This window comes from Pseudomonas sp. RA_35y_Pfl2_P32 (assembly GCF_963970735.1).
Taxonomy (GTDB): Bacteria; Pseudomonadota; Gammaproteobacteria; order Pseudomonadales; family Pseudomonadaceae; genus Aquipseudomonas.
This window is the reverse complement of record NZ_CAXAQF010000001.1, coordinates 100,269-126,732: the sequence shown is the minus strand read 5'-3', so window position 1 is coordinate 126,732 and position 26,464 is coordinate 100,269. Positions and strand designations below refer to the sequence as shown.

Genomic DNA, 26,464 nt, shown 5'->3' with positions numbered 1-26,464 from the left:
GTTCTGGACTGCTCGCCGCACAGGTAGAATAGCCGCCACCTTACGCAAGATGCGACCCGCTCATGACCGATCTGACGCTTTATCACAACCCGCGCTGCTCGAAATCCCGCGGTGCGCTGGAACTGCTGGAGGCCCGTGGCCTGACGCCGACCGTGGTGCGCTACCTGGAAACCCCGCTCAGTGCCGAGCAGTTACACCGCCTGCTGGGCAACCTGGGCATCAGTGCCCGGCAATTGCTGCGCACCGGTGAAGACGAATACAAGAGCCTGAACCTGGCCGACGCCAACCTCAGCGAAGAGCAGTTGATCGCGGCCATCGCCGCACACCCCAAGCTCATGGAGCGACCGATCCTGGAGGTCGGCGACCGGGCCGTCATCGGCCGACCACCCGAGAATGTGCTGGAGATCCTGCCGTGAGCGCGCCGTACATTCTGGTCCTGTATTACAGCCGCAACGGCTCGACCAATGAAATGGCCCGGCAGATTGCCCGCGGCGTTGAACAGTCCGGCATGGAGGCGCGCCTGCGCACCGTGCCGGCGATTTCCAGCGAATGCGAAGCCGTGTCCCCGGACATTCCCGACGAAGGCCCGCTGTACGCCAGCCTGGACGACCTGAAACATTGCTCGGGCCTGGCCCTCGGCAGCCCGACCCGCTTCGGTAACATGGCCGCGCCACTCAAGTACTTCCTCGACGGCACCAGCAACCTGTGGCTGACCGGTGCCCTGGTGGGCAAACCGGCCGGGGTGTTCACCTCGACCGCCAGCCTGCACGGCGGCCAGGAAACCACCCTGCTGTCGATGATGCTGCCCTTGCTGCATCACGGCATGCTGATCACCGGCCTGCCCTACAGCGAGTCGGCCCTGCTGGAGACCCGTGGTGGCGGCACGCCCTACGGCGCCAGTCATCACGCCGGGGCTGATGGCAAGAGTGGCTTGAACGAGCATGAAGTCGCGCTGTGCCGAGCCCTGGGCCTGCGCCTGGCGAAAACCGCACAGCAACTTGTCAGCGCCCAGCCAATGGAGAACCACCGTGGCTAAAAAGCCCAAGATCCTCCCAGCCATCGAGTGGCTGGAGCCACGCGTGCGGATCAGCCGTGCCGCCAGCCTGCTGTGTTTCTTTGCCCTGGTCGGCTTGCTCTGCGCCTATTACCTGGTGTTTGCCGACCTGCACGGCGCACGGCCCTGGGTGATCCTGCTGATCGAGTTGGTGCCCCTGCTGTTGCTGGCACCGGGGATGATCAGCGGCAGCGCGCGCGGGCATTCGTGGATGTGCTTTGTGGTGAACCTGTACTTCATCAAGGGCGCGATTGCCGCGTTCGACCCCAATCGCCAGCTGTTCGGCCTGCTGGAAATGGGCGCCAGCCTGGCGGTGTTCTGCTCAGCGTTGCTGTATGTGCGCTGGCGCTTCCAGCTCAACCGCAAGTTGGCGGGAGAAGGCGAACCTGCGGCGGCCTGATCCAGCCCCCTGTAACAGCTGCCGAGCCGCGCGAGGCGGCGTTTGGCGGCGGCTACAGACCGTTTTCAATGGTTGACGGTAAACGCCAGCATCATCGAGATCTGGCACATCGGGCGGCCACTGTCGGCGTGCCACTGGTTGAAGGCGTTCTGCACCGTTGCCAGGTCCCGCAGGCTGGTGGGCACCTTGTCGATGATCTGCTGGGCATTCAATACCGCGACCACGTCATAGCTGGGCACGAAGGTATCCTTGCCGACCATGCGCAAAAACCGCGGTGCCGACAAGCCACCCATCTGATGCCCGTGTTTGGCCAGGTATTTCCACAGACCGACGATGTCGGTCACTGGCCACTGGGCGATCAACTCGCCGAAGCTGCCCTTGTCCTTAGCCACATCGAGGATGAACTGGGCGTTGCGTGGCACGCTCTTGAGCTTGCCCAGGTGGCGGATGATCCGCGCGTCCTGCATCAGGCGCTCCAGGTGTTCGGCGCCCATCAACACCACCTTTTCCGGATCGAACTTGAAGAACACTTCTTCAAATGCCGGCCACTTGGCATCCACCAGGCTGTGCTTGAGGCCGGCGCGAAAAACCCGCAGGGCCATGGTCGACAGGTAGCGATCATCGCTGATCTTGCGCAATTGTGCCGGGGTCTTGGGGACCGGCAGATGGGCTTCCAGTTCGGCTGTCGAACCAAAGCGGTTCAGACAGTATTCGTGCAGCCACTTGTAATCGCGCATGCCCTCTCCTTTGCAAACACATAAAAACGGCGCCCGCGAGCGCCGTCACGACCTGCCTGGGATCGGGTCAGAGATTGACCACGTTGACGAAGCGCGAGGCCGCGGTTTCGTCGATCTTCAGGCTGGTGAAGTCAAACAGGTTACGGTCCGCCAGTTGCGAGGGGATCACATTCTGCAGGCTGCGGAAGATGCTTTCGCTGCGGCCCGGGGTCTTGCGCTCCCAGTCCTGGAGCATGTCCTTGACCACCTGGCGCTGCAGGTTTTCCTGGGAGCCACAGAGGTTGCACGGGATGATCGGGAACTGCTTGAAGTCCGAGTAGGCCTGGATGTCCTTTTCGTTGCAGTAGGCCAGCGGACGAATCACCACGTTGCGCCCGTCATCGGCGCGCAACTTCGGCGGCATGGCCTTGAGCGAACCGTTGAAGAACATGTTGAGGAAAAAGGTCTCGACGATGTCATCGCGATGGTGACCCAGGGCCATCTTGGTTGCGCCGATTTCGTCGGCGAAGGTATAGAGCGTACCGCGACGCAGGCGCGAGCACAGCGAGCAGGTGGTCTTGCCCTCCGGGATCAGCTCCTTGACCACCGAATAGGTGTCCTTTTCCACGATGTGGTACTCCACCCCCAGTTCCTTGAGGTAAGCGGGCAACACATGCTCGGGGAAACCCGGCTGTTTCTGGTCCATGTTCACCGCGACGATCTCGAACTTGATCGGTGCCACCTTCTGCAGGTGCAGCAGCACGTCGAGCATGGTGTAACTGTCCTTGCCTCCGGACAGGCAGACCATGACCTTGTCGCCGTCCTCAATCATGTTGAAGTCGGCAACGGCCTCCCCGGCCTGGCGGCGAAGACGTTTCTGCAATTTGTTCTGGTTGACCGTAAGAGTGCCCATGGCGCTTGAAATCCGCGAGGTGTGACGAAAGGCCGGCATTTTACGCAAAAACCCCGGACGGGCGAAGTGCTCCGCGTCTTCTGGCTCCCCAGGACAACCCGCGACGCCGCTGTCATGCAGCACAGCGATTAAGCCCGGGGTTTACAGCGCGATTTGCTCTAAAGCGCCTGCTCCTGCGTGTTCCAGTCCTTTCTATACTGCGACATAAGGTCGCACACCTGAAGACCTTTACCGACTTGGCCACTGGCCCGTAGGCGCTCCGTTGGGGGGCGACAGCAATCACGAAGGAGTGACTGACTATGATCCATCACGTCGTGGGGCTTTTCACCCACCCAGATCAAGAATGGAAAGAAATCCGTGGCGACCAAGAGGAAAGCATCAGCCACATGTACCTCACCCACACGCTGATCCTGGCGGCGATTCCGGCGGTTTCCGCGTTTATCGGCACGACCCAGGTGGGCTGGGTCATCGGCAATCGGGCGCCCGTCATGCTGACCATGGAAAGCGCGCTCTGGATGACCATCATGTCGTACCTGGCCATGCTGGGCGGAGTCGCGGTGATGGGTGCGTTCATTCACTGGATGGCACGCACCTATGACGCCACGCCGAGCCTGGCGCGCTGTGTCGCCTTTGCCACCTACACCGCCACCCCGCTGTTCATCGGCGGCCTGGCAGCGCTGTATCCGCATATGTGGCTGGGCATGGTCGTCGGCACCGCGGCCATCTGCTACACGGTCTACCTGTTGTATGTCGGCTTGCCGACTTTCATGAATATTCCAACGGACGAAGGGTTTCTGTTCTCAAGTTCAGTGCTTGCCGTAGGGCTGGTGGTGCTGGTGGCGATCATGGCCTTCACCGTCATTGTCTGGGGCCTGGGCGTCGGTCCGATCTATACCAACTAAACGAACATTCAAGGCAAGCCGCTGGAGCGAGCAAGGGACGCCGCCCATGAAACAAACGAGGATCTGCCAATACCGGCCGCCGCAAGGCGGCCTTTTGCTGGGACCACGACCATTCGGCACCTGGGCGATTCGCAATGACCTGGGTTTGCAGCATACTCGTGGCCTCTGGAGATCCGTTAAGCATGCCCGAGCAACTCAATACCCGCGTCGAAGACTGTTTCCAACAAGCCGAATCCTTTTTCAAACGCCCTTTCAAGCGCCCAGTGGTCAGCCTCAAGCTGCGTGGGCAGAAGGCCGGCGTGGCGCACCTGCACGAAAACCTGCTGCGCTTCAACCCGCAGCTGTACCGCGAGAACAGTGAAGATTTCCTCAAGCAGACCGTGGCCCACGAAGTCGCGCACCTGATCGCCCACCAGCTGTTTGGCGAGCGCATTGCACCCCACGGCGAGGAATGGCAACTGATCATGCGCGGCGTCTACGAGCTGCCACCCGACCGTTGCCACACCTACGCCATTAAACGCCGCAGCGTCACCCGCTACATTTACCGCTGCCCGTGCGCCAACAGCGACTTTCCGTTCTCGGCCCAGCGCCATAGCCTGGTGCGCCAAGGTCGTCGCTACCTGTGCCGACGCTGCCGGCAGACATTGGTGTTTACCGGGGAATCGCGGGTCGAATAGGAGGGTTTGTAGAACCCTTGCTGACCCCATCGCGAGCAGGCTCGCACCCTGTGTCACCTCTAGAGAATGACCTTGGCCCGCCGCAGTTCGTCGATCCGCTGCTCGCTGTACCCCAATTCGCTCAGCACCTGGCGGGTATGCGCCCCCAGCTTCGCACCGATATGCCGCGGTTCCGGCAAACCCTCGGAGAACTTCAACGGGCAAGCCATTTGCGCCTGGCTGCTGCCATCGCCACGCGGCACCTGGGCCACCAGTTGCCGCGCCTTGAGCTGGGGATGGGCCACCGCTTCGGCCACGCTGAGCACCGGCTCGACACAGGCATCGACTTCGGCAAACAGCGCGCACAGGTCGCTGAAGTCGCGTTTCTCGAACTCGATCTGCAAGGCCTCCTTCAGGGCCCGTTGCTGCTCGGGTTTGGGCGACAGCCCCTGGGCCGCCAACCCGGGATGGCCAAGAGCGGTGCACATCTGCTGCATGAAGTTGGGCTCAAGGCTGCCCACCGACAACCAGCGCCCATCCCGGCTGCGGTAGTAGTCGTAGAAGCTGCCACCGTTGAGCACCTGCTCCTCGCGCCCAGGCTCCACGCCACATGCCAGGTATCCCGCCCCCGCCATCGCGTTCAGGCTGAAGGCGCAGTCGGTCATGCTCACATCCAGGTGCTGGCCCTGCCCGCTCTGCTGACGGGCAATCACCGCCGCCAACAGGCCAATCACCCCGTGCAGCGAACCACCGGCAATGTCCGCCGCCTGAAACCCCAGCGGCAACGGCCCACTGTCGGCGCGCCCGGTGTAACTGGCCAGGCCTGCCAGCGCCAGGTAGTTGAGGTCGTGCCCCGCGCGGTCCTTGTAGGGGCCGGTCTGGCCATAGCCGGTGATCGACACGTAGATCAGTCGCGGGTTGATCGCTTTCAGGGCCTCATACCCCAGCCCCAGGCGCTCCATCACGCCGGGACGGAATTGCTCCAGCAGGATGTCGTGGTCCTGCAGCAGTTGCTTGACCACCTCCAGCGCGGCCGGTTGCTTGAGGTCCAGCGCCAGGCTGCGCTTGTTGCGGTTGAGGTAGGCATGGCTGGCCGAGATGCCCTGGTCATGGGGCGGCAGCACCCGCAGCAGGTCCATGCGGGTTGGCGATTCGATGCGCAGCACCTCGGCCCCCATGTCCGCCAGCAACAGTGAGGCGAAGGGCCCCGGCAACAGTGTCGAGAAATCCAGAACCTTGAGTGATGCCAGTGGACCCTGCATAAGCCATCTCCTTGAGCGATACTTGCAGACTAGGCAGCCGCTCACCTTTGGGCAATCACCTTAACCGCCAGCGCGGGTGACCTTTGCGCTCAGAGGGCGGTCGCGAGCAGATTTGGCCCCGCGCCGCAGACAATAAAAAACCCGCCGTAGCGGGTTTTTCATTGACGTGCGTGAGTTACTTCAAGGCGATCGGGGCCGGGCCTTCGGCCACACCCAGATCATCCATTTCACGATCATCGGAGATACCACGACCACCGGAAGCCAACTCGACTTGCAGCTTGTCTTCGTCCAGCTCCTTGACCCACTTGGCCACGACCAGGGTCGCAACAGCGTTACCCACCAGATTGGTCAGGGCTCGCGCTTCGGACATGAAGCGGTCGATACCGAGGATCAGCGCCAGGCCGGCAACCGGCAGGTGGCCCACTGCCGAGAGGGTCGCAGCCAATACGATGAAGCCGCTACCGGTCACGCCTGCAGCACCTTTGGAAGACAACAGCAGCACCAGCAGCAAAGTGATCTGGTGAGTGATGTCCATGTGGGTGTCAGTCGCCTGGGCGATGAACACGGCCGCCATGGTCAGGTAGATCGAGGTGCCGTCCAGGTTGAACGAGTAGCCCGTTGGAATCACCAGGCCCACCACCGATTTCTGTGCGCCCAGGCGTTCCATTTTGATCAGCATGCGTGGCAGCGCCGATTCGGACGAGGAAGTACCCAGTACGATCAACAGCTCTTCACGGATGTAGCGGATCAGTTTCAGGACGCTGAAGCCGTGCGCCCGGCAGATCGCACCCAGTACCAGCACCACGAACAGCACGCAGGTGATGTAGAAGCAGATCATCAACTGGCCCAGTTGCACCAGCGAACCGACGCCGTAGGCACCGATGGTGAAGGCCATGGCACCAAACGCACCGATTGGCGCCAGTTTCATGATCATGTTGATGATGTTGAACATCACGTGGGCGAAACGATCGATGAAGTCCAGCACTGGCTTGCCGTAGGCACCCAGGCGGTGCAGGGCGAAACCGAAGATCACCGAGAACATCAGAACCTGCAGGATGTCGCCGTTGGCGAATGCACCGACAATGGTGTTCGGGATCACGTTGAGGATAAAGCCGACGATGCTCTGGTCCTTGCCGGCCGTGACGTAGGCCGCGACTTTGGAGGCGTCGAGGGTGGTCACATCGATGTGCATGCCGGCGCCCGGTTGCACCACGTTGACCACGACCAGGCCGATCAGCAGGGCGATGGTGGAAACGATCTCGAAGTAGAGCAGCGCGTAGCCGCCGGTTTTGCCCACCGACTTCATGTTCTGCATGCCCGCAATACCGCTGACCACGGTGCAGAAGATGATGGGTGCAATGACCATCTTGATCAGTTTGATGAACCCGTCACCCAGTGGCTTGAGCGCCACACCGGTCTGCGGATAGAAGTGACCGAGCAAGATGCCGATAACGATGGCAACGATTACCTGGAAATACAGGGATTTGTACAGTGGCTGACGAGTCGTCATTGCAAAGTTCCTCAAGAGCACCGCGTTGCCATCATCCATCTGATGCAAGCGACGCCTAAAGTGCGAACCCTCCTGCACTGGAGGGATTTGTTGTGGCGAGCTGCGCGCTGGCAGACCTCTTGGCCTTATTGCAGAGCTCGTGCCACCTTTGCCAAATCCCCCGTAAGCCGCTGGCTACAAGGGTTGCAGCACTTCCCTTGGTGCGGCGCCCACGACTCGCCTGGCGGATTCCCGCCCGATGCCCGAATCGAGTCCTGCAATTTGGCGGAAATCCGCCTTGTCCCATCTGGGAGGGCTGGCTAAGATCCGCCATTCAATGGCCGGACCCCACTCCCCATGCGCGAACGCACCATCGCCAGTCATTTCGCCCGCGCCGCCACCGGTGGCGCACGGCGAATGGGCTATGACTATGCCGAGTTGCTGAACCGGCTCGGGATCAGCGCCGAATTGCTCGACGAGCCCCGCGCGCGGATCGCACCGGAGCAGTTCAGTGCGCTGTTGCAAGGCCTGTGGCTGGCGCTGGATGACGAATATCTGGGTTTTGCCCGCAGTCCCAGCAAGCGCGGGACCTTCGCCATGATGTGCCACGCCCTGATTCACTGCAGCACGCTGGAGAAAGCCCTGGGGCGCGGGTTACTGTTTTATGGCTTGTTCCCGGATGCGCCACGCCTGAGCCTGACCCGGGAAGGGCAATGGGTGCGCCTGAGCCTGGATGACTCACAGCTGCGCGATCCCGACCACTTTCTCAGTGAAAGCCTGCTGGTGATCTGGCACCGTCTTGGCAGTTGGTTGATCGGCCAGCGTATCGCCCTGGAGCAGGCCAGTTTCAGTTACCCGAAACCCAGGCATGGTGCCGAGTACGACCTGTTGTTCCCCTGCCCGCTCGAGTTCGGCGCCCGGGATACCAGCCTGCTGTTTCACAGTCGCTACCTGGGTATGCCGCTGTTGCAGGACGAACGCACGCTCAAGCATTTTCTGGAGCGCTCTCCGGCCGACCTGCTGTCACGCCCGGATGACGGCGACAGCTTGAGCAGTCAGTTGCGCCGTCTGCTCAGCCGCGACAGCAACCGCTGGCCCGACCTGGAAGCCGTGGCGGCGCACCTGCACATCAGCCCGCAAACCCTGCGTCGGCACTTGCGCGAAGAGGGTTCGAGTTTTCAGGAATTGAAGGATCAGTTGCGCCGCGACATCGCGATCTATCACCTGCGGCGTGCCGACCTGTCGTTGCAACAGATCGCGTGGCAGTTGGGCTTTTCCGAACCCTCGGCGTTTCACCGGGCGTTCAAGAAATGGACCGGCCTGACCCCGGGCGCCTATCGCGCCCAGGACAGCTGAACCGTGGCTTCACGCCAGCGGGAAATGAATCCGGAATGCCGCCCCGCCGAGGACCGAGTCGCCCAGGGTCAGTTGGGCACCGTAGCTTTCAATGATGTCCTTGACCACGGCCAGGCCAATGCCCTGCCCCGGATGCTGGCGGTCCAGCCGTTCGCCACGCTGGAGGATCCGCGCCCGTTGATCCACTGGAACGCCCGGCCCATCGTCTTCGACACAGACATCGATGCTTGCCCGGGTCTGACGCAGGCTGATGCGCACTTCGCCGAGGCACAGGCGATAGGCGTTTTCCAACAGGTTACCGAGCATTTCCAGCAAGGCGCCCTGCTCGATCGGCACATAACAGGACTGAGGGAGGTCGAAGCGGGTGCGCACCCGTTTGTCGCGATAGACCTTGTCCAAGGTGTCGCACAGGCTCTTGAGTACCGGCTGTAGCTGCACCTGGTGCCGCACCAGGCCACTTTTACGCAGGCTGGCACGCTGCAACTGGTAGCTGATTTGCTGGCTCATGCGCTCGATCTGCGATTGCAGGACCCACGCCTGCTCCCGCTCTTCGGGGCGCTGGGCCATGTCCTCGCTGACGCCTTGCAGGACCGCCAAGGGGGTTTTCAGGCTATGGGCCAGATCATCCAGCGAGTCGCGGTAGCGGCTGCGTTGCTCGCGCTCGCTACGCAGCAAGCGGTTCAGCGAGCCCGTGAGACGCAACAGTTCGCGTGGGTGTTCTTCACTGAGGCTTTGCAGGTCGCCACTTTCAATCTGGTCCAGTTCCTGACTCAGGCGCCGCAACGCACGCAAGCCCCAGGTCAGACCGATCCACAGCAGCGCCAGCAACACCAGCAAGGCGGCGCCAAAACCCAAGTAGAGATTTTCCCGCAGGCCTTCGAGTGTCTGCTGGTACTCGCGCACCGGCTGTAGCGCGACAATACTGAATGCCGCGCTTTTGCCGCCCAGCAGTTTGACTTCGACGTCATAGACGAAGAACTCTTGGCCGCTGGCCTCACGAATACGCGCAAACTCATTGCCGCGCCCGTCATAGCGCGGCTTGTAATTGATGTGTTCGTCCTGGGTCGCCCGCGAGCGCCAGACCAATTGCCCTTCGCGGTCATAGATGTAGCCCAGCAGGCGGCTATCGGCGAGATTAAAACGCTCGTCCGGCAACTGCGAAGGCATCATCAACTGTTTGTTCTCGATCCGTGCCGCAGAAATCAGCGTGGTGACGTCCGAGGTCAGGCGCTGCTCGATCGAGTCCTCCAGCGCCAGGCTGAAGGCGCCCTGCATGGCCGGCAACAGCGCTAGCATGAACAGCACCGCCAGGGTGGTGGCCGCCAGCATCAGGCGCAGGCGAAGGGAACGAATCACTGGCAGCGCTCGTTGAACAGATAGCCCAGGCCCCGCACGGTCTCGATCGGCTTGAACCCAGCCGGCGCTTCGAGCTTGCGCCGCAGGCGCCCGACCAGCACTTCGATCACATTCGGATCACGCTCGTCGTCGTCCGGATAGAGCTGTTCCATCAGGCGGTCCTTGGCGACCACCTGTTGATGATGCCGCATGAGGTATTCGAGAATCCGGTATTCATAGGCGGTCAGGGCCAACGGTTGCTCATCGAGGCTCGCCTGTTTGCGGTTGAGGTCCAGCAACAGCGGGCCGGCGACTATAGTCGACTGGGTAAAACCGCTGGAGCGGCGCAGCAAGGCGTTCAGGCGTGCATCCAGCTCTTCGAACTGGAACGGCTTGACCACGTAATCGTCAGCCCCGGCGGCCAGGCCCTCGACCTTGTCCTGCCAGTTGCCGCGTGCGGTGAGGATCAGGATCGGGAACGTCTTGCCTTGCGATCGCAACTGGCGAATCAGATCCAGCCCACCCATGCCCGGCAGGCCGAGGTCGATCACCGCCAGGTCATGGTTATATTGGCCGGACTGGTACAACGCCTCTTCGGCGTTGGCCACGGACTCGACCACATGGCCATTTTCAGTCAGGCGGGTATGCAGATGATGGCGCAATAGCGCCTCGTCTTCGACGACCAGTAATTTCATAACGCTCTCCCAGGCAAATCAACCACTCCACGGGTGCCATGCACCCAGCTTACCGACATGTCTGCGCCGGATCACCTCTAGGGCCGATCCGGCGCAGGTCCTGCTTGCCCGCTGATTAGAAAGCGTAGTTGGCTGACAGGTAGGTCTGGGCGCTGCTGTCCAGGCTCAACGAGCCCTGCTTGGTGCCATGGGCACTCATTTCAGTGCTGGCATTGCTGCGCAGGTAACGGTACCCCAATTCCACCGAGACGTTCTTGGAAACCTGTTGCAGGACACCGCCCTGCACGCCCAGGGCATAACCGATGTCGCTGTCACGGCTATAGCCCGGCGAATCCTGTGTGAGTTTGGTCAGACCGGCGCTAGCGCCACCGAACAGCTTGGTGCTGCTGGTCACGGGCAGGAACAGGTCGTAACTGCCGAGGAGGTTTTCCTGGCGCAGCTTGATGCCGTTGTGGCTGCCGGAAACGTTGTCATAGGTGGCGTAGTAACGACGGTCATTGTTCTGCTGACCGAGGCGCACACCCCAGGTGGTGTCCTTGCCAATCACGCCATTGGCATTCGGGTGATCAAGGTTGCTGTTCAACAGGCTGGATTTTTTGACTTTGTCGCTGGTCTGCCCCAGGGTCAGGCTGGCGAAGTTATCGTCAGCGGCGTGAACCATGGCGCTGGCGCCCAGGACAGTCATGGCCAGAATGAGCTTTTTGAAGTGAGTCATGTTGAGTTTCCTCGTTCGCAATGTGCTTTTGGGTGATGCGCTCAGGTTAACCACCCCCTACTGAACTCCCCCTGAACACACGCTGAACCCTGGCTGAACAAGCTCGAGACTCCTCAGCACTACCCAGCCACGCGACTAATCGGCAAAATGCCGCTATGAATCCGCTCCCCGCCCTGCCCGCCTGCTGCACACCGCTCGACGGCCACTGGCCGTTGCCTGATGCTCTGCCCGACACGGTCCTGCTCAGCACGCGTTTCGATCCCTCATTACTGACGCTCGACGATTTCCGCCGCAGTCAGATCGAGCCGCCAGCGAGCATCCAGCGCTCGGTGGCCAAACGTCAGGCCGAGTTTCTCGCGGGGCGCTTGTGTGCACGTGCTGCGTTGCGGCAACTGCAGGGCCTGGAGTGCTGTCCGGCAATTGGAGAAGACCGTGCGCCGGTCTGGCCGTCCGGCATCTGCGGCTCGATCACCCACAGCACTGGACACGCCGCTGCCATCGTTGCGCAAAAGACAGACTGGCGCGGCCTGGGCATGGACCTGGAAAACCTGCTCAACGCCGAGCGCGCCGAACGACTGGCCGGCGAGATACTCACCCCGGCGGAGCTCAAGCGCATGATGGCCGGCCAGCGCGAGCAACTGGCCTTGTGGGTGACCCTGACGTTCTCGGTCAAGGAAAGCCTGTTCAAGGCCCTGTACCCCATCGTCCAGCAACGGTTCTATTTCGAGCATGCCGAAGTGCTGGAATGGACCGATCGCGGACAGGTGCGCCTGCGCCTGCTGACGGACTTGTCCCGCGAATGGCGCAATGGCACCGAGCTGGATGCCCAGTTCGCAGTGAAAGAAGGCCAGTTGCTGAGCCTGGTGAGTATCCGGGCCTGATTGGTCACCTCACAGCAGGAGCAAGGCTGCCCGCGATCACCAGCCACGATGACGCATGCGGCCTGAATGAGCGCAGCGCTCTTGCGACCATCGCGAGCAAGCTCGCTCCTACAGAGGGGGTCAGCGCTCGGGCTTTTCCTGATTGCGCGGCCAGCTCAGGCTGAAACAGGCCCCGCCCAGGTTCTTGCTCCTGCTGATCAACGCCCGCCCGCCATGCCAGTGCACGATCCGGCGCACGATGGATAACCCCAGACCGTGCCCTCCTGAGGCTCGGGTGCGGCTGTCGTCCAGCCGCAGAAAGGGCGTGAAGATTTTTTCCCAGGCACTTTCCGGAACTCCCGGACCGTCGTCCTCGACATCCACCCGGCAGCGCTGCTGCCCGACCTGATAGCTGATCGAAACCTGCCCCTGAGCATGACGCATGGCATTTCCCACCAGGTTCTGCAGCGCTCGGTGCAGGTAACGCGGCTCGGCCTCGACCCAGGCCCCGTCGCAATCGGCTGCCGACAGGCACAACCCGCGCTGCACCCGGACCTCGGCGCGCAGCGGGGCCAGTTCGCCGATCACCTGATTGACCAGGGCATCCAGATCGACCCGCTGAAAATTCAGCGCCGGCGAGCCCTGTTCCAGCCGTGCATAGGTGAGCATCTCGTCCACCAGGCCGTCGAGGTCCTGGATGTCGTGGTCCATGCCTTCGAGGTACTTGTCCCGCGCTTGTGCAGTGGTCGCCGTGCTGATCATCTCCAGGCCAAAACGCAAGCGTGCCACCGGCGTACGCAGTTCATGGGAGACCGCGCGCACCAGTTCGCGCTGGATCGCCAACAATTGCTGCAGGTGCTCGGCCATGCCGTTGAAGGCCGCCGCCAGCCGCCCAACCGAGTCCGCACCGCGGGTTGGTACGCGAGTTTCCAGACTGCCCTTGGCGATACGTGTAGCGGCCGACTCCAGGCCGCTGAGGCGCCGTTCAAGCTGGCGCACCAGCAGGTAGACGATCAGGCCGATCAGGCTCAACCCCAGTGCCGCAATCAGCACCAGCCACTGCGGCGGATAAGGATTCATCTGATACAGGGGGCCGATTTCCAGCACCCATGGCGTGCCCACCATCCCGGCAAACACCCGGATCGAATCGCCCTCCTTGCCCAGCGCCATCACCGTGTCGCCCTCGGACACCCGGCGGCTCTGGTCTTCGTCCATATCTGCCTGGTCCACCGTGACCAGTTGCAGCTCGAAGCCAAACCCCTTGTCTTTTTTCAGGGCCTCCAGGCGCTTGGGTTGCTCAGCCACCGGGTAGCGCACCAGCTCATCGGCCAACAGATAAATAGTCGCCCGCGCCAGTTGCTCGCTGATCTGCTGCACTTCCCCTGTCAGCACCAGTTGCTCTTGCTCGCTGACCAACCGGTAGACCTTTGCCGCATGGGGCCCGGTCTGCTCCACCAGCGCCTGGCCACGCAGTACGCGGGTACGTTCGCCCAGATCGAGGCCGGTCTGGCTGAAGGTCTGCAGGTTCAGGGGAATACCCAGCAAGCGCTCCCACACCAACAGCGCACGTCGGCGCTCGGTGGGGTTCATCGGCTGCAGGTTGTCGGCCATCAGGGAAAACGTACCGTGGGCCAGGCGCTCGCGGTATTGCTCGCTGCGCACTTCATTGAGCAGGTGCAAGGCCAGCACCCCGAGGACCGCCACCAGAATCAGCGCCGCACACATGCCGCCATAGATGCGCAGGAAGATCGAGTTCACAGCGGCTGGTCTACGCAGGCTTCAGGAACAAACAGGTAGCCTTTGCTGCGGATGGTCTTGATCAGACGCGGGTGGTCCGGGTCATCGCCGATTTTCGGGCGGATGCGCGAAATGCGCACATCGATGGAGCGATCCTGGCCGTCATAGCCGATGCCGCGCAACGCGGTGAAAATTTCCTCGCGAGACAAAATCCGCCCAGCATTGGCCACCAGCAGCCAGAGCAGGTCGAATTCGGCACTGGTCAATTCGATGCCCTGGTCATGCAGCCAGGCTTCGCGCAGGGCGTTGTCGACCACCAGCGGGCCGAACTGCAGGCGCCGCAGTTTTTCCGGTGCGGCCGGTTCCGGCGCCTCGCTGCGCCGCAGCAGGGCCTGGATGCGCGCCAACAGCAGGCGCGGGCGCACCGGCTTGCACACGTAGTCATCGGCGCCCATGTCCAGGCCCTGGATCTGATCCATGTCGTCCGTGCGCGCCGTGAGCATCAGGATCGGCCCCTCGTAGTGGTCACGAACCTTGCGGCAGATGGTCAGCCCGTCTTCACCGGGCAGCATCAGGTCAAGGATCACCAGGTCCGGCTGCTCGGCAATGATCCGCGCCGCCGCCAATGCGCCATTGCCTTCGATGGCAACCCGCAATCCATTGCTTTCCAGGTACTCACGAGTCAACTCAGCCAGGCGCTGGTCGTCCTCGACAATCAATACCTGCCAGGCTTCTTGCTCCACGGGTGACCTCTGCTTGCCAGAACACTATTAAGGAAGGCTCCACTCATCTTCTTGTCATCTTTGGAGTGGATAAGACTGCTTACACAGCGCCCGATTGTAGCAACGCCCACCCTTGAGAACACAAGCAGGCAAATGCGCTCGGTAACCGGGATTTTTTGTGATAGGGTTCGCGCCCGCAAAAATCCCCCCAGGCTATTTTTCTGGGTAATAAACAGTGACAAACGGTCGACCCCAGCAGGGTCGCGGCCTACACGACGATCGACTGTTTCATACACATTTTACGCACAGCTTTATCCACAGGTAGTACGTTGCAATCACCCCCTAAAACGCATTATCTTGTAGCTCGCGCTCAGAAAAACCCTACATATAGGGTTTTGAGCCAAAAACCAAACACAAATCAGACAAGAAACTCAAGCGCTTTTCTTGCACGTTTTTGGTTGAACCAAACTCTTTTTCAGAAGCCCAAACCGCTCCCGCGGATGGCAACTGTTTTTCCGCCCAAAACGGCAAAAACGGTACGGGTGTTGCAGTCGTTCACTGTCACCCCAACGGAATTCGGTTTTCAGCCCCTGGCTTGAAACCAAAGACTTCGGCATGGAAGCGGCGCCCGACGGCCCCTTCCTACTGTCCCGAAGTTGTTATGCCCGGCACTTGCCGGTTGTAGTGCTTCTGGACGGAACGGTGGGCACCTTCATGGTGCCCAAACAAACATAGAGAATGTGGAGACACCCATGCAAACCGACACAACTCGCGAGAACCCGCAGGGCACCTTGCCGCAGGGCGCAGATTCGAACTCCGATCTGTCCGCCACTGCGCCGGGCCAACTGCGCGTGATCAAGCGTAACGGCACTGTCGTTCCTTACACCGATGACAAGATCACCGTCGCCATCACCAAAGCGTTTCTCGCAGTTGAAGGCGGCACCGCTGCCGCCTCGTCGCGAATCCACGACACCGTTGCACGCCTGACCGAGCAGGTCACCGCGACCTTCAAGCGTCGCATGCCATCGGGTGGCACCATCCACATCGAAGAAATCCAGGACCAGGTCGAACTGGCCCTGATGCGTGCCGGCGAGCAAAAAGTGGCTCGCGACTACGTGATCTACCGTGACGCCCGCTCCAAAGAGCGCGCTGTCCGCGCCCCGGCCGAAGACGCGGTGCAGGCTCACCCTTCGATCCGTATCACCCGCGCCGATGGCACTTTCGCGCCACTGGACATGGGCCGCCTGAACACCATCGTGACCGAGGCCTGCGAAGGCCTGGCAGAAGTCGACGGTGACCTGATCCAGCGCGAAACCCTGAAAAACCTGTACGACGGCGTGGCCTTGACCGACGTCAACACCGCCCTGGTGATGACCGCTCGGACCCTGGTCGAGCGTGAACCGAACTACTCGTTCGTCACCGCCCGCCTGCTGATGGACACCCTGCGAGCCGAAGGCCTGGGCTTCCTCGGCGTTGCCGAAAGCGCAACCCACCATGAAATGGTCGACCTGTACGCCAAGGCACTGCCGGCCTACATCGCCAAGGGTATCGAATTCGAATTGCTGAACCCGATCCTGGCCACCTTTGACCTGGAAAAACTCGGCAAGGCGATCAACCACGAGCGCGACCAGCAGTTCACCTACCTGGGCCTGCAAACCCTGTACGACCGTTACTTCATCCACAAGGATGGCGTGCGCTTCGAACTGCCGCAGATCTTCTTCATGCGTGTGGCCATGGGCCTGGCGATCGAAGAGAAGCACAAAGAAGACCGTGCGATCGAGTTCTACAACCTGCTGTCGTCCTTCGACTACATGTCCTCGACACCGACCCTGTTCAACGCGGGCACCCTGCGTCCGCAGCTGTCGAGCTGCTACCTGACCACCGTGCCGGATGATCTGTCGGGCATCTACCACGCGATCCACGACAACGCCATGCTGTCGAAATTCGCCGGCGGCCTGGGTAACGACTGGACCCCGGTCCGTGCACTGGGTTCGTACATCAAGGGCACCAACGGCAAGTCCCAAGGCGTGGTTCCGTTCCTGAAAGTCGTGAACGACACCGCCGTTGCCGTCAACCAGGGTGGCAAGCGCAAAGGCGCTGTGTGCGCCTACCTGGAAACCTGGCACATGGACATCGAAGAGTTCATCGAGCTGCGCAAGAACACTGGTGATGACCGTCGTCGTACCCACGACATGAACACTGCCAACTGGATCCCGGACCTGTTCATGAAGCGTGTCTTCGACGACGGCAAGTGGACCCTGTTCTCGCCATCCGAAGTACCGGACCTGCACGACCTGACCGGCAAGGCCTTCGAAGAGCGCTACGAGTACTACGAAGCCCTGACCGAGTACCCAGGCAAGGTCAAGCTGTTCAAGACCATCCAGGCCAAAGACCTGTGGCGCAAAATGCTCTCCATGCTGTTTGAAACCGGCCACCCATGGCTGACCTTCAAAGACCCGTGCAACCTGCGCAGCCCGCAGCAGCACGTGGGCGTGGTCCATAGCTCGAACCTGTGCACCGAAATCACCTTGAACACCAACAAGGACGAGATCGCCGTTTGCAACCTGGGCTCGATCAACCTGCCGAACCACATCGTCAACGGCAAGCTGGACACCGCCAAGCTGGAACGCACCGTGAACACCGCCGTACGCATGCTCGATAACGTTATCGACATCAACTACTACTCGGTGCCACAAGCGCAGAACTCCAACTTCAAGCACCGTCCGGTCGGCCTGGGCATCATGGGCTTCCAGGACGCCTTGTACCTGCAGCACATCCCTTACGGCTCCGACGCTGCCGTCGAATTCGCCGACAAGTCGATGGAAGCGGTCAGCTACTACGCGATCCAGGCTTCCTGCGACCTGGCAGACGAACGTGGCGCCTACGAGACGTTCCAGGGTTCGCTGTGGTCCAAAGGCATCCTGCCACTGGACTCGCAACAGATCCTGATCGAGGCCCGTGGCCAGAAGTACATCGACGTTGACCTGAACGAATCCCTGGACTGGGCACCAGTACGTGCTCGTGTACAGAAAGGCATTCGTAACTCCAACATCATGGCCATCGCACCGACCGCGACCATCGCCAACATTACTGGCGTATCGCAGTCGATCGAACCGACCTACCAGAACCTCTATGTGAAATCGAACCTGTCGGGCGAATTCACCGTGATCAACCCGTACCTGGTTCGCGACCTCAAGGCTCGCGGCCTGTGGGACTCGGTCATGATCAACGACCTGAAGTACTACGACGGTTCCGTGCAGCAGATCGAGCGCATCCCGCAAGAACTCAAAGAGCTCTACGCGACCGCCTTCGAAGTGGACACCAAGTGGATCGTTGACGCGGCCAGCCGTCGTCAGAAGTGGATCGACCAGGCCCAATCGCTGAACTTGTACATCGCCGGCGCTTCGGGCAAGAAGCTGGACGTGACCTACCGCATGGCCTGGTACCGTGGCCTGAAAACCACTTACTACCTCCGCGCCCTGGCCGCGACCAGCACCGAGAAGTCGACCATCAACACCGGTAAGCTGAACGCTGTTTCCAGCGGCGGCAACCACGGTGACGACTCGGTCCTGGCCGCTCCAGCCGGTCCAGCTCCCGTACCGAAGGCTTGCGCCATCGACGAGCCGGATTGCGAAGCTTGCCAATAAGCTGAGCCCCTAAGCGCCACCCGGCGCTTAACCGAACCCCCCGCCAGGTCCTCCGGACTTGCCGGGGGTTTTCTTTTGCCTGCGAAAGCCGTAGGAGCACGGCCTGCCCGCGATCAACCAATGGGCGACGCGATGCTTACTGGAGCACATTCGCCAGACCAAAAAAAAGCCGCCTCAATCGAGGCGGCTTTTGGCGCTATGAGTAACCGGTTCGGTTTACTCAGCCAGCTTGAAGGTAATGAAGCTGGCGCGCCCCTGGCGCAGAACCCGCATCGACACCGAACGATTCTTCGGCAGCGCCTTGGCGATCTCCGTGAACTCCTTGGCCGATACGATCGCCTGATTGTTCAGGTGCGTGATCACATCGCCAGGCTGCAAGCCGATCAACGAAGCAGGGCCATCCTGGACTTCCTTGATCACCACGCCGCCCTTGAGGTCGAACGCTTTCTTCTGCTCATCGCTGAGCTCAATCACGGCCACGCCCAGGCGATTGCTGCTGCGCTCGACACCATTTTTGGCCAGCGCATCCAGCTCTTTGCCTTCTTCTGGAATGGCGCCGACTGTCAGCTCGACGTTTTTGCGCTTGCCGTCGCGAATCACTTCAAGATTCGCCTTGGCGCCAGCCTTGAGCGCGCCCACCAGGTGTGGCAGGTCCGCCGACATAACGATCGGTTGATCGTTCATGCTCAGGATCACGTCACCGACCTGTAAGCCACCCTTGGCTGCCGGACCGTCGTCCTGGATCTGGGCTACCAGCGCGCCAGCCGGCTTGTCCAGGCCGAAGGACTCGGCGAGATCCTTGTTCACTTCCTGGATCACCACGCCCAACCAGCCACGGCTGACTTTGCCACCGCTTTTCAGCTGGTTGGAGACGTCCATTGCCACATCGATTGGAATGGCAAACGAGACCCCCATGAAACCACCGGAACGGGTGTAGATCTGGGAGTTGATCCCCACCACTTCGCCCGCCAGGTTGAACAGCGGGCCACCGGAGTTGCCCGGGTTGATCGGCACGTCAGTCTGGATGAACGGTACGTAGTTCTCGTTCGGCAGGCTACGCCCGATGGCACTGACGATGCCTTGGGTCACGGTGTGGTCAAAGCCGAACGGTGAGCCGATGGCGACTACCCACTGCCCAGCCTTGAGGTCCTGGGATTTACCCAGTTTCAGCACCGGCAGGTCCTTGCCTTCAATTTTCAGCAGCGCCACGTCGGAGCGCGGGTCGGTGCCGACCAACTTGGCCTTGAGCTCACTGCGATCAGCCAGGCGCACGAGGATTTCGTCGGCATCGGCGATCACATGGTTGTTGGTCAGGATGTAGCCGTCCGGGGAAATGATAAAGCCCGAACCCAGGGATTGCGCTTCACGCTGGCGGCCACCGCCAGGAGAACGCTGCTGTGGCGGCATGCCGCGCTCGAAAAACTCGCGCAGCATCGGTGGCAAGCCTTCCAGGTCTGGCATCTGCTGGTTGGAGACTTTACGGTCCGGCAATTTTTGCGTGGTACTGATGTTCACCACGGCAGGCGAGGCCTGCTCGACCAGTTGGGTGAAGTCCGGCAATTCGGCTGCCTGGGCAGCAACGGTCTGACCCAGCACCAACACGGTGGCAAAAATAGTCAGGTAGGATTTTAAACGTGGTATCGACATACGGCTCCCGTTACGACGAGCATGGTTAAGCGATAGGGAACAAGAAACACCAGGGAACAGCCATCGGTACTTTTGTTCCGGGAACAACTATACAAGGCCAGAGCCGAGGGGCTCTGACCTATAGAAAATTTTAAGAAGTTTTGCAAACTGAAATGCTCACCAAACATTTCGACATCTCGATTGTGAGGCCAGCCATGACTGACCTTTTCCACAACCAACCCGTCGTTCGATGAGCGGCACTGGATCGACTTACTGCTTGGACGTCGATGGAGCGGTGCGCATGGACAGCGCGATCCGTTCGGCGGTACCGATCGGAATCTCCCCCACCACGGTTACCATCATCTCGCCATCGGGTGTAGTCAAGCGCCGTGAAACGGCAACGGTGGGCCCGAGCTGGGTGCGGGTATCGGTGACTACTTCACCATTGAGCGGCTCGAGAAATACCGAGAAACGCGCCAGGCCGTCGTCATACATCAGGCTACTGACCTGAACCTTGGTCTGCGGATCCTTGTGGGCGCTGCTGCTGGTCAACTCGAAACCTGGCGGCAACCAATCGGAATGCCAGGCCTGGGCCGTCTTCGCTGCTGCCGCCTTGTTGCTGTCCAGCGCCACGGCCTTGCACTCGTTACTGGCCTGCAGGTCCTGGTCACCAGGTACGTCGGCAGTGTCCAGACGGGTAAACTGGAAGCGCTCCAACAACTGGCCTTTTTCATTGAGCAGCAAGGATTTGAGCGGTAGACCGGTTTCCCGATCCAGGTGCAATTCAAAACCGTAACGATGCTGGTCACGGGGCGTCAGTGAAACGATCACCGCCGACCGTCCAGCCACGCGCGACTTGCCGATGACGGCAAGGTCGTACCAATTCTTCAGCTTTTGTGGGTCAAGTGCTCGAGTGGACGAGTCGGGAGTATCCTCCAGCCCTGCCACCAAGCTGCCGCTCACGCATTGAGTACGTCCATCAATGCGCACGACTTCCTGGGCCGAGCCGTCGAGCTGCAGCAAACGCTCGCGGACTTTGCCATCCTGGACACGATGCCAGATGTTGTGGGTAGAGAAGCTACCGTTACGCTCGTAAATGAAAGTGCCTTGAAAGCTCTGCTGCTGCTCGGCCTGGCTCAGACGGTTCAACCAGTCCTGAGCCTCATCGGCATGGGCTGGAACAATGAACCAGCCACTGAGCAAAAGCGTGAGTAGAGGTATGGCGCGCATGATCCTCCTTAACGTATTTCCTGGCTCGCTGCACGAGCATAAGGCAAGGCACTTTCAGTACCCTTGAGTGCAGCTTGTTGAGCATGCTGACGCAGATAACCTGGCAGACGCTGATCGTGCCAGCCTGGCTGCCCCTGCAAGACACCGTTGGCCATCGGACCCGTGGCTTGCGAACTCTCATTGTAGCCTGCCAAAACGGCGGGACCCTTGACTTGAGGAACGGTCAGACCCGGTTGAGTGGATTGCTGGGCCAATTCAACGCCAGCGATCTCGTCCTGGTTGTACAGACGCACACCCGCCAATACTGCAACAGTCACGGAGGCCGCAACAGCCAGACGGCCCAGACTACGCCAAGGTCCACGGCTGACTTTCGCTGGCACGGCTTCATCAGCCAGGGCTTGCGAAACGGCCGAAGCCAGGTCCAGACGCGGGATCAGCAAGTCCTTGTGCATCACCGCCCGAGCAATCTGGTAACGCGCCCAGGTTTCGCGGGTTTCAACATCGTCGAAGGCATTCAACACCCGACGCAACTCCAGTTCGTCCGCTTCGTTATCCATCACTGCGGACAGCGATTCCTGCAGGGCTTCCCGACTCATGGCGTTCCTCTCTTGGCTGTCGCCGCTGTCTTTAGTTTTCCTGCAACAGAGGTTGCAGGGCTTTATCGATGGCCTCCCGAGCGCGGAAGATCCGGGAGCGCACGGTACCCACCGGACATTGCATGACGCTCGCAATATCCTCGTAACTCAGACCATCAAACTCACGTAAAGTTAGTGCCGTACGTAAATCTTCTGGCAGTTGCTGAATGGTTCGATGGACGGTGCCTTCGATCTCATCCCGCAGCAATGCGCGCTCTGGTGACTCGAGATCCTTGAGGCCGTGATCGCCGTCGTAGAACTCCGCATCTTCAGAACTGACATCGCTATCCGGCGGCCGGCGGCCGCGTGAAACCAGATAGTTTTTCGCCGTGTTGATGGCGATGCGGTAAAGCCACGTATAAAACGCGCTGTCCCCGCGAAAATTTCCAAGTGCACGATAAGCTTTGATAAAGGCTTCTTGTGCAACATCCTGGGCTTCATGGGTGTCGTGCACAAAACGCACGATCAACCCGAGAATTTTGTGCTGGTATTTCAGCACTAACAGATCGAATGCACGCTTGTCGCCGCGCTGAACGCGCTCGACCAGCTGCTGATCCTCTTCCTGGGTTAGCATGAACACTCCTCGATAAGCTCGGAGGAGGCTTGCATGGCTAATCGATCAGGCTTGCAAACATAGACTCGAGCTTTGCGCAAAAGTTCTCCCCCTCCAAGCAAGTTTCCTGCGCGCGCTGATTTGGCACACACGAAAAACGCAGCACCGGCTTGGCCGGCTGCGCGAATAATCTTGTTGTCGAATCCATACGCAATGACCGGAACACAGATCCTGCGTGAAACCGACGCTGTCCCTTGTTTCAGGCAACCTTCTATTGAGTTGGGAGCCTTGGCAAAAGTTCCCAATCTTTATAGCTATGCGAAACCAACAATGTGCAACCACGAGGCGAAAAAGCAGGGTATGTCGTCAAAAACCTATGTTGTTTGCTTCCTCACGAGGTAAAACACCCAGCACAGGCTTCAGATTTTTTCGTCACAGTAGTTTCACATTGCCACGAAGGCTCGACTATTGTGCCGATCCACCCCTCTATATACTAGTGCGCTGTGTGGCTGTCTCGACTCGCCGATTCAGGTGTCTTGCGCCAACCCCGTCCCGGGTCGCTTTGAGCGGAATCCTGAAATGAGCCAACAGTTTCAACACGATGTTCTGGTAATTGGCAGCGGCGCTGCCGGCCTGAGTCTGGCACTGACGTTGCCCGACCATTTGCGCATTGCGGTATTGAGCAAAGGGAACCTTGCCAACGGCTCGACCTACTGGGCCCAGGGCGGTGTCGCCGCCGTGCTGGACGACACCGATACCGTTGAATCCCATGTCGACGACACCCTCAACGCCGGTGGTGGGCTGTGTCACGAAGATGCGGTGCGGTTCACGGTGGAGCACAGCCGCGAAGCCATTCAGTGGCTGATCGATCAGGGCGTGCCCTTCACCCGCGACGAACAGTCCGGTACCGAAGACGGCGGTTTTGAGTTCCACCTGACCCGCGAGGGCGGCCACAGCCATCGACGCATCATTCACGCCGCCGATGCCACTGGCGCCGCAATCTTCAACACCTTGCTGGCGCAAGCACGCCAGCGCCCGAACATCGAACTGCTGGAACAACGGGTCGCCGTTGACCTGATCACTGAAAAACGCCTCGGCCTGGAAGGCGATCGCTGCCTTGGTGCCTATGTGCTCAATCGCGGCACCGGCCAGGTCGACACCTACGGCGCGCGGTTCGTGATCCTCGCTTCCGGTGGTGCGGCCAAGGTCTACCTCTATACCAGCAACCCCGACGGCGCGTGTGGCGACGGCATCGCCATGGCCTGGCGCTCGGGCTGCCGGGTCGCCAACCTGGAGTTCAACCAGTTCCACCCGACCTGCCTGTACCACCCGCAAGCCAAGAGCTTCCTGATCACCGAGGCCCTGCGCGGTGAGGGAGCGCACCTCAAGCTGCCCAACGGCGAGCGTTTCATGCAACGCTTCGACCCTCGAGCCGAGCTGGCGCCACGGGACATTGTGGCTCGGGCCATCGACCACGAAATGAAGCGCCTGGGGATCGACTGTGTCTACCTGGACATCAGCCACAAACCCGAAGCCTTCATCAAGAGCCACTTCCCGACGGTCTATGAGCGCTGCCTGGAATTTTCCATCGACATTACCCGCCAGCCAATCCCAGTGGTCCCGGCTGCGCACTACACCTGTGGCGGGGTGATGGTCGACCAGCAAGGCCGCACCGACGTCCCCGGCCTCTATGCCATCGGCGAAACCAGTTTCACCGGCCTGCACGGCGCCAACCGCATGGCCAGCAACTCGCTGCTGGAGTGTTTCGTCTATGCCCGCTCGGCAGCCGCGGACATCCTCGCACAGTTGCCCCTGGTGTCGATCCCCAGCGCCCTGCCCGTCTGGGACGCCAGCCAGGTCACCGACTCCGACGAAGACGTGATCATCGCCCACAACTGGGATGAACTGCGGCGGTTCATGTGGGACTACGTTGGCATCGTACGCACCAACAAGCGCCTGCAGCGCGCCCAGCACCGAGTGCGCCTGCTGCTGGACGAGATCGACGAGTTCTACAGTAACTATAAAGTCAGCCGCGACCTGATTGAGCTACGCAACCTGGCCCAGGTGGCCGAACTGATGATCCAGTCAGCCATGGAACGCAAGGAAAGTCGCGGCCTGCACTACACCCTCGACTACCCGGACCTGTTACCGCAAGCGCTGGACACTATTCTGGTGCCGCCCACCTACGCCGACTGAACTTGAGCCGTACCCGCAGGCGCCGATGTACATCCGGCGCCAAGGCGTCGCGCGGCACACAGATCGAGCGCACCCAGCGCTCGCCACTCACGCGAAAGCGCAGCACCACGATCAACGGCAAGGCCAGGCTGTCGGGGCGCAATTGCACGGCTTGCCAGCCACCGCCCCGACTCCACAATTGCCAGCCCTCGGCATCGCGACGCAAGCCCGTGAAGGCAGCGGGATGGGTCAGGAGAATCTGCCGCGGCAGCACCCAGGCGCCGTGCGCCAGGCACAGCAAAACACCCGCCAGGCGGGCCCACTGGGCAACATCGAGTAGAAACAGCGAGCCCAGTGCGAACAGCTGGGCCAGGAGATAGGCCGCCAGCAGTGGCCGTGAGGCCCGCCAGCGGCATTCGAAACTACTTGGGCTGGACACGATCCAGGATCATCCGGACCATGCGCTGTAGCTCAGGGTCTTCCGACTCGGAGCGCTCCATGAACCAGCCGAACATGTCCTGATCTTCGCATTCGAGCAACCTGACATAGCAGTCGCGATCGACCTGGTTCAGGTGCGCATAAACCTCTTTGACAAAGGGCACCAGTAACACGTCAAGTTCAAGCATACCGCGGCGGCTGTGCCAGTAGAGGCGATTGAGTTCAACATCTTCGACCATGGAGCGCTCCTCAAATAGAGCGCAAGTATACAGCCCCAGCCCCGGTCGAACAGTCGGCTTTGGTCGGGCACCTCCAGGCTTTTGTAAACTACCCATTTCCAGAGCGCCCCCTTATGATGTCCTCCAGACTTTTTACCCTGCGATGACCCATGGCTGATTCCGCTTTTTTCTGCACCTTGTCCCATGAAGGCGTGCTCGCCGTCCGCGGCAGCGATGCCAGCACGTTTCTTCAGGGCCAATTGACCTGCAACCTCAACTACCTGAGCGACACCCAGGCGAGCCTCGGCGCGCGCTGCACCCAAAAGGGCCGTATGCAGTCGAGCTTCCGCATCGTGCTGGAGGGTGACGGGGTGCTGCTGGCGATGGCCAGCGAGTTGCTGGAACCGCAACTGGCCGACCTGAAAAAATACGCCGTGTTCTCCAAGTCCAAACTCACCGATGAAAGCGCCGCCTGGGTTCGTTTCGGCCTGGTGGAGGCCGACGCCGCCCTGGCAGCCCTGGGACTGGACCTGCCGCCAACCACCGACTCGGTCGCCCGCCACGAGAGCCTGATCGCCATCCGGGTCTCCCCTGGCCGTACTGAACTCTGGGCCCCAGCCGCCCAGGCACAGAGCCTGGCGACGCAGCTCTCGGCCACTCTCGCCCAGGGCTCCCTCAACGATTGGCTGCTGGGCCAGATCCGCGCCGGCATCGGCCAGGTGATGCCCGCTACCCGCGAGCTGTTCATCCCGCAAATGCTCAACCTGCAGGCGGTAGGCGGCGTGAGCTTCAAGAAAGGCTGCTACACCGGCCAGGAAATCGTCGCGCGCATGCAGTACCTGGGCAAACTCAAGCGCCGCCTGTATCGCCTGCAACTGGACGCCAGCGAACTGCCCGAGCCAGGCACCGCCTTGTTCTCGCCCACCCACGGCAGCGCCATTGGCGAAGTGGTCCTCGCCGCCCACGCCGAACAGGGCATTGAACTGCTGGCAGTGCTGCAGGCCGAAGCGGCTGAAGGCGCCGACCTGCACCTTGGCGCACTCGAAGGCCCGGCCCTGCACCTGCTCGAACTGCCTTACCAACTGGATCGGGATCGCGAGATCCAGCGTTAATCCGCAGTACTTTGTCGC

25 protein-coding genes are annotated in these 26,464 nt (G+C 60.9%); 10 read left to right on the top strand and 15 right to left on the bottom strand.

Annotation, left to right across the window (positions count from 1 at the left end):
* Positions 1-62 precede the first annotated feature (62 nt).
* The 3 genes from arsC to AACY45_RS00605 are packed head-to-tail and all read left to right on the top strand — an operon-like array spanning position 63 to position 1,454.
* Positions 63-416 (top strand): arsenate reductase (glutaredoxin), encoded by a 354-nt coding sequence (gene arsC, locus AACY45_RS00615; RefSeq protein ID WP_339543671.1) that lies wholly within the window; start codon positions 63-65, stop codon positions 414-416.
* Positions 413-1,036: an NAD(P)H:quinone oxidoreductase gene (gene wrbA, locus AACY45_RS00610; protein ID WP_339543670.1), complete on the top strand. Its 624-nt coding sequence runs from the start codon at positions 413-415 to the stop codon at positions 1,034-1,036. The genes arsC and wrbA overlap by 4 nt, the downstream gene beginning before the upstream one ends.
* Positions 1,029-1,454 carry a DUF2069 domain-containing protein gene (locus AACY45_RS00605; RefSeq protein ID WP_339543669.1) on the top strand — a complete coding sequence of 142 codons (426 nt, stop codon included), beginning with the start codon at positions 1,029-1,031 and terminating at the stop codon, positions 1,452-1,454. The genes wrbA and AACY45_RS00605 overlap by 8 nt, the downstream gene beginning before the upstream one ends.
* Before the next feature lie 65 nt (positions 1,455-1,519).
* On the opposite strand, the gene AACY45_RS00600 is transcribed toward AACY45_RS00605, so the two are convergent.
* Complete coding sequence (locus AACY45_RS00600) at positions 1,520-2,191, bottom strand: DNA-3-methyladenine glycosylase I (RefSeq protein WP_339543668.1); 672 nt, start codon at positions 2,189-2,191, stop codon at positions 1,520-1,522.
* Positions 2,192-2,258: 67 nt separating this feature from the next.
* Positions 2,259-3,083 (bottom strand): tRNA 2-thiocytidine(32) synthetase TtcA, encoded by an 825-nt coding sequence (ttcA, locus tag AACY45_RS00595; protein ID WP_166589174.1) that lies wholly within the window; start codon positions 3,081-3,083, stop codon positions 2,259-2,261.
* Between the two features lie 299 nt (positions 3,084-3,382).
* Between ttcA and AACY45_RS00590 the strand changes: the two genes are divergently transcribed.
* Positions 3,383-3,985 carry a Yip1 family protein gene (locus AACY45_RS00590; RefSeq protein ID WP_339543667.1) on the top strand — a complete coding sequence of 201 codons (603 nt, stop codon included), beginning with the start codon at positions 3,383-3,385 and terminating at the stop codon, positions 3,983-3,985.
* 182 nt (positions 3,986-4,167) lie between these two features.
* Positions 4,168-4,662: a SprT family zinc-dependent metalloprotease gene (locus AACY45_RS00585; RefSeq protein ID WP_095169746.1), complete on the top strand. Its 495-nt coding sequence runs from the start codon at positions 4,168-4,170 to the stop codon at positions 4,660-4,662.
* Between the two features lie 59 nt (positions 4,663-4,721).
* Here the strand turns inward: AACY45_RS00585 and AACY45_RS00580 are convergent, their stop codons facing one another.
* Positions 4,722-5,903 carry a CaiB/BaiF CoA transferase family protein gene (locus tag AACY45_RS00580; protein WP_339543666.1) on the bottom strand — a complete coding sequence of 394 codons (1,182 nt, stop codon included), beginning with the start codon at positions 5,901-5,903 and terminating at the stop codon, positions 4,722-4,724.
* A 175-nt stretch (positions 5,904-6,078) separates the two neighbouring features.
* A complete protein-coding gene (locus AACY45_RS00575) occupies positions 6,079-7,413 on the bottom strand; it encodes a dicarboxylate/amino acid:cation symporter (protein ID WP_339543665.1) in 1,335 nt (444 codons plus the stop codon).
* A 336-nt stretch (positions 7,414-7,749) separates the two neighbouring features.
* Here AACY45_RS00575 and AACY45_RS00570 point away from each other — a divergent pair, with 336 nt between their 5' ends.
* Positions 7,750-8,748: an AraC family transcriptional regulator gene (locus AACY45_RS00570; RefSeq protein ID WP_339543664.1), complete on the top strand. Its 999-nt coding sequence runs from the start codon at positions 7,750-7,752 to the stop codon at positions 8,746-8,748.
* 9 nt (positions 8,749-8,757) lie between these two features.
* Here AACY45_RS00570 and AACY45_RS00565 read toward each other — a convergent pair whose 3' ends face one another.
* From AACY45_RS00565 to AACY45_RS00555, 3 genes are all read right to left on the bottom strand, one after another.
* Positions 8,758-10,104 (bottom strand): ATP-binding protein, encoded by a 1,347-nt coding sequence (locus AACY45_RS00565; protein ID WP_339543663.1) that lies wholly within the window; start codon positions 10,102-10,104, stop codon positions 8,758-8,760.
* Positions 10,101-10,778, bottom strand: coding sequence for a response regulator (locus AACY45_RS00560; protein ID WP_339543662.1), 678 nt, complete (start codon positions 10,776-10,778; stop codon positions 10,101-10,103). Before AACY45_RS00560 ends, AACY45_RS00565 begins: the two co-directional genes overlap by 4 nt.
* A 115-nt stretch (positions 10,779-10,893) precedes the next feature.
* Complete coding sequence (locus tag AACY45_RS00555) at positions 10,894-11,493, bottom strand: hypothetical protein (RefSeq protein WP_339543661.1); 600 nt, start codon at positions 11,491-11,493, stop codon at positions 10,894-10,896.
* A 155-nt stretch (positions 11,494-11,648) separates the two neighbouring features.
* Between AACY45_RS00555 and AACY45_RS00550 the strand changes: the two genes are divergently transcribed.
* The gene (locus AACY45_RS00550; RefSeq protein ID WP_339543660.1) at positions 11,649-12,374 is read left to right on the top strand and encodes a 4'-phosphopantetheinyl transferase family protein; all 726 of its coding nucleotides are present in this window, start codon (positions 11,649-11,651) and stop codon (positions 12,372-12,374) included.
* 120 nt (positions 12,375-12,494) lie between these two features.
* Here AACY45_RS00550 and AACY45_RS00545 read toward each other — a convergent pair whose 3' ends face one another.
* A complete protein-coding gene (locus tag AACY45_RS00545) occupies positions 12,495-14,111 on the bottom strand; it encodes an ATP-binding protein (RefSeq protein WP_339543659.1) in 1,617 nt (538 codons plus the stop codon).
* Positions 14,108-14,833 carry a response regulator gene (locus tag AACY45_RS00540; RefSeq protein WP_339543658.1) on the bottom strand — a complete coding sequence of 242 codons (726 nt, stop codon included), beginning with the start codon at positions 14,831-14,833 and terminating at the stop codon, positions 14,108-14,110. The genes AACY45_RS00545 and AACY45_RS00540 overlap by 4 nt, the downstream gene beginning before the upstream one ends.
* Positions 14,834-15,564: 731 nt before the next feature.
* On the opposite strand from AACY45_RS00540, the gene AACY45_RS00535 reads away from it, so the two are divergent.
* Positions 15,565-18,459, top strand: coding sequence for a ribonucleoside-diphosphate reductase subunit alpha (locus AACY45_RS00535; protein WP_339543657.1), 2,895 nt, complete (start codon positions 15,565-15,567; stop codon positions 18,457-18,459).
* A gap of 216 nt (positions 18,460-18,675) precedes the next feature.
* Here AACY45_RS00535 and AACY45_RS00530 read toward each other — a convergent pair whose 3' ends face one another.
* The 4 genes from AACY45_RS00530 to rpoE form a co-directional block, all read right to left on the bottom strand.
* Positions 18,676-20,106 (bottom strand): DegQ family serine endoprotease, encoded by a 1,431-nt coding sequence (locus tag AACY45_RS00530; protein ID WP_339543656.1) that lies wholly within the window; start codon positions 20,104-20,106, stop codon positions 18,676-18,678.
* Positions 20,107-20,355: 249 nt separating this feature from the next.
* Complete coding sequence (locus AACY45_RS00525) at positions 20,356-21,315, bottom strand: MucB/RseB C-terminal domain-containing protein (RefSeq protein ID WP_339543655.1); 960 nt, start codon at positions 21,313-21,315, stop codon at positions 20,356-20,358.
* 8 nt (positions 21,316-21,323) lie between these two features.
* Positions 21,324-21,911: a sigma-E factor negative regulatory protein gene (locus AACY45_RS00520; protein WP_339543654.1), complete on the bottom strand. Its 588-nt coding sequence runs from the start codon at positions 21,909-21,911 to the stop codon at positions 21,324-21,326.
* Positions 21,912-21,942: 31 nt separating this feature from the next.
* Positions 21,943-22,524 (bottom strand): RNA polymerase sigma factor RpoE, encoded by a 582-nt coding sequence (gene rpoE, locus AACY45_RS00515; protein ID WP_003172477.1) that lies wholly within the window; start codon positions 22,522-22,524, stop codon positions 21,943-21,945.
* Positions 22,525-23,082: 558 nt separating this feature from the next.
* Here rpoE and nadB point away from each other — a divergent pair.
* Complete coding sequence (gene nadB / locus AACY45_RS00510; RefSeq protein WP_339543653.1) at positions 23,083-24,699, top strand: L-aspartate oxidase; 1,617 nt, start codon at positions 23,083-23,085, stop codon at positions 24,697-24,699.
* On the opposite strand, the gene AACY45_RS00505 is transcribed toward nadB, so the two are convergent.
* Together AACY45_RS00505 and AACY45_RS00500 are read right to left on the bottom strand one after the other, a co-directional pair.
* On the bottom strand, positions 24,668-25,117 hold the full coding sequence (locus AACY45_RS00505; RefSeq protein ID WP_339543652.1) for a protein YgfX: 450 nt from the start codon (positions 25,115-25,117) through the stop codon (positions 24,668-24,670). The two genes, nadB and AACY45_RS00505, sit on opposite strands and share 32 nt — an antisense overlap.
* Entirely contained in the window at positions 25,101-25,355 is a 255-nt protein-coding gene (locus tag AACY45_RS00500) for an FAD assembly factor SdhE (protein ID WP_095169761.1), read from the bottom strand. The genes AACY45_RS00505 and AACY45_RS00500 overlap by 17 nt, the downstream gene beginning before the upstream one ends.
* A 149-nt stretch (positions 25,356-25,504) precedes the next feature.
* Between AACY45_RS00500 and ygfZ the strand changes: the two genes are divergently transcribed.
* The gene (ygfZ, locus tag AACY45_RS00495) at positions 25,505-26,446 is read left to right on the top strand and encodes a CAF17-like 4Fe-4S cluster assembly/insertion protein YgfZ (RefSeq protein ID WP_339543651.1); all 942 of its coding nucleotides are present in this window, start codon (positions 25,505-25,507) and stop codon (positions 26,444-26,446) included.
* Positions 26,447-26,464: the final 18 nt, after the last annotated feature.

What these genes read in the sequence shown, in the direction of transcription:
- arsC (WP_339543671.1), top strand. Translation starts at nt 63, where the DNA reads ATGACCGATCTGACGCTTTATCACAACCCGCGCTGCTCGAAATCCCGC.
- AACY45_RS00600 (WP_339543668.1), bottom strand. Translation starts at nt 2,191, where the DNA reads ATGCGCGATTACAAGTGGCTGCACGAATACTGTCTGAACCGCTTTGGT.
- ttcA (WP_166589174.1), bottom strand. Translation starts at nt 3,083, where the DNA reads ATGGGCACTCTTACGGTCAACCAGAACAAATTGCAGAAACGTCTTCGC.
- AACY45_RS00590 (WP_339543667.1), top strand. Translation starts at nt 3,383, where the DNA reads ATGATCCATCACGTCGTGGGGCTTTTCACCCACCCAGATCAAGAATGG.
- AACY45_RS00585 (WP_095169746.1), top strand. Translation starts at nt 4,168, where the DNA reads ATGCCCGAGCAACTCAATACCCGCGTCGAAGACTGTTTCCAACAAGCC.
- AACY45_RS00580 (WP_339543666.1), bottom strand. Translation starts at nt 5,903, where the DNA reads ATGCAGGGTCCACTGGCATCACTCAAGGTTCTGGATTTCTCGACACTG.
- AACY45_RS00575 (WP_339543665.1), bottom strand. Translation starts at nt 7,413, where the DNA reads ATGACGACTCGTCAGCCACTGTACAAATCCCTGTATTTCCAGGTAATC.
- AACY45_RS00570 (WP_339543664.1), top strand. Translation starts at nt 7,750, where the DNA reads ATGCGCGAACGCACCATCGCCAGTCATTTCGCCCGCGCCGCCACCGGT.
- AACY45_RS00560 (WP_339543662.1), bottom strand. Translation starts at nt 10,778, where the DNA reads ATGAAATTACTGGTCGTCGAAGACGAGGCGCTATTGCGCCATCATCTG.
- AACY45_RS00555 (WP_339543661.1), bottom strand. Translation starts at nt 11,493, where the DNA reads ATGACTCACTTCAAAAAGCTCATTCTGGCCATGACTGTCCTGGGCGCC.
- AACY45_RS00550 (WP_339543660.1), top strand. Translation starts at nt 11,649, where the DNA reads ATGAATCCGCTCCCCGCCCTGCCCGCCTGCTGCACACCGCTCGACGGC.
- AACY45_RS00535 (WP_339543657.1), top strand. Translation starts at nt 15,565, where the DNA reads ATGCAAACCGACACAACTCGCGAGAACCCGCAGGGCACCTTGCCGCAG.
- AACY45_RS00530 (WP_339543656.1), bottom strand. Translation starts at nt 20,106, where the DNA reads ATGTCGATACCACGTTTAAAATCCTACCTGACTATTTTTGCCACCGTG.
- AACY45_RS00525 (WP_339543655.1), bottom strand. Translation starts at nt 21,315, where the DNA reads ATGCGCGCCATACCTCTACTCACGCTTTTGCTCAGTGGCTGGTTCATT.
- AACY45_RS00520 (WP_339543654.1), bottom strand. Translation starts at nt 21,911, where the DNA reads ATGAGTCGGGAAGCCCTGCAGGAATCGCTGTCCGCAGTGATGGATAAC.
- rpoE (WP_003172477.1), bottom strand. Translation starts at nt 22,524, where the DNA reads ATGCTAACCCAGGAAGAGGATCAGCAGCTGGTCGAGCGCGTTCAGCGC.
- nadB (WP_339543653.1), top strand. Translation starts at nt 23,083, where the DNA reads ATGAGCCAACAGTTTCAACACGATGTTCTGGTAATTGGCAGCGGCGCT.
- AACY45_RS00500 (WP_095169761.1), bottom strand. Translation starts at nt 25,355, where the DNA reads ATGGTCGAAGATGTTGAACTCAATCGCCTCTACTGGCACAGCCGCCGC.
- ygfZ (WP_339543651.1), top strand. Translation starts at nt 25,505, where the DNA reads ATGGCTGATTCCGCTTTTTTCTGCACCTTGTCCCATGAAGGCGTGCTC.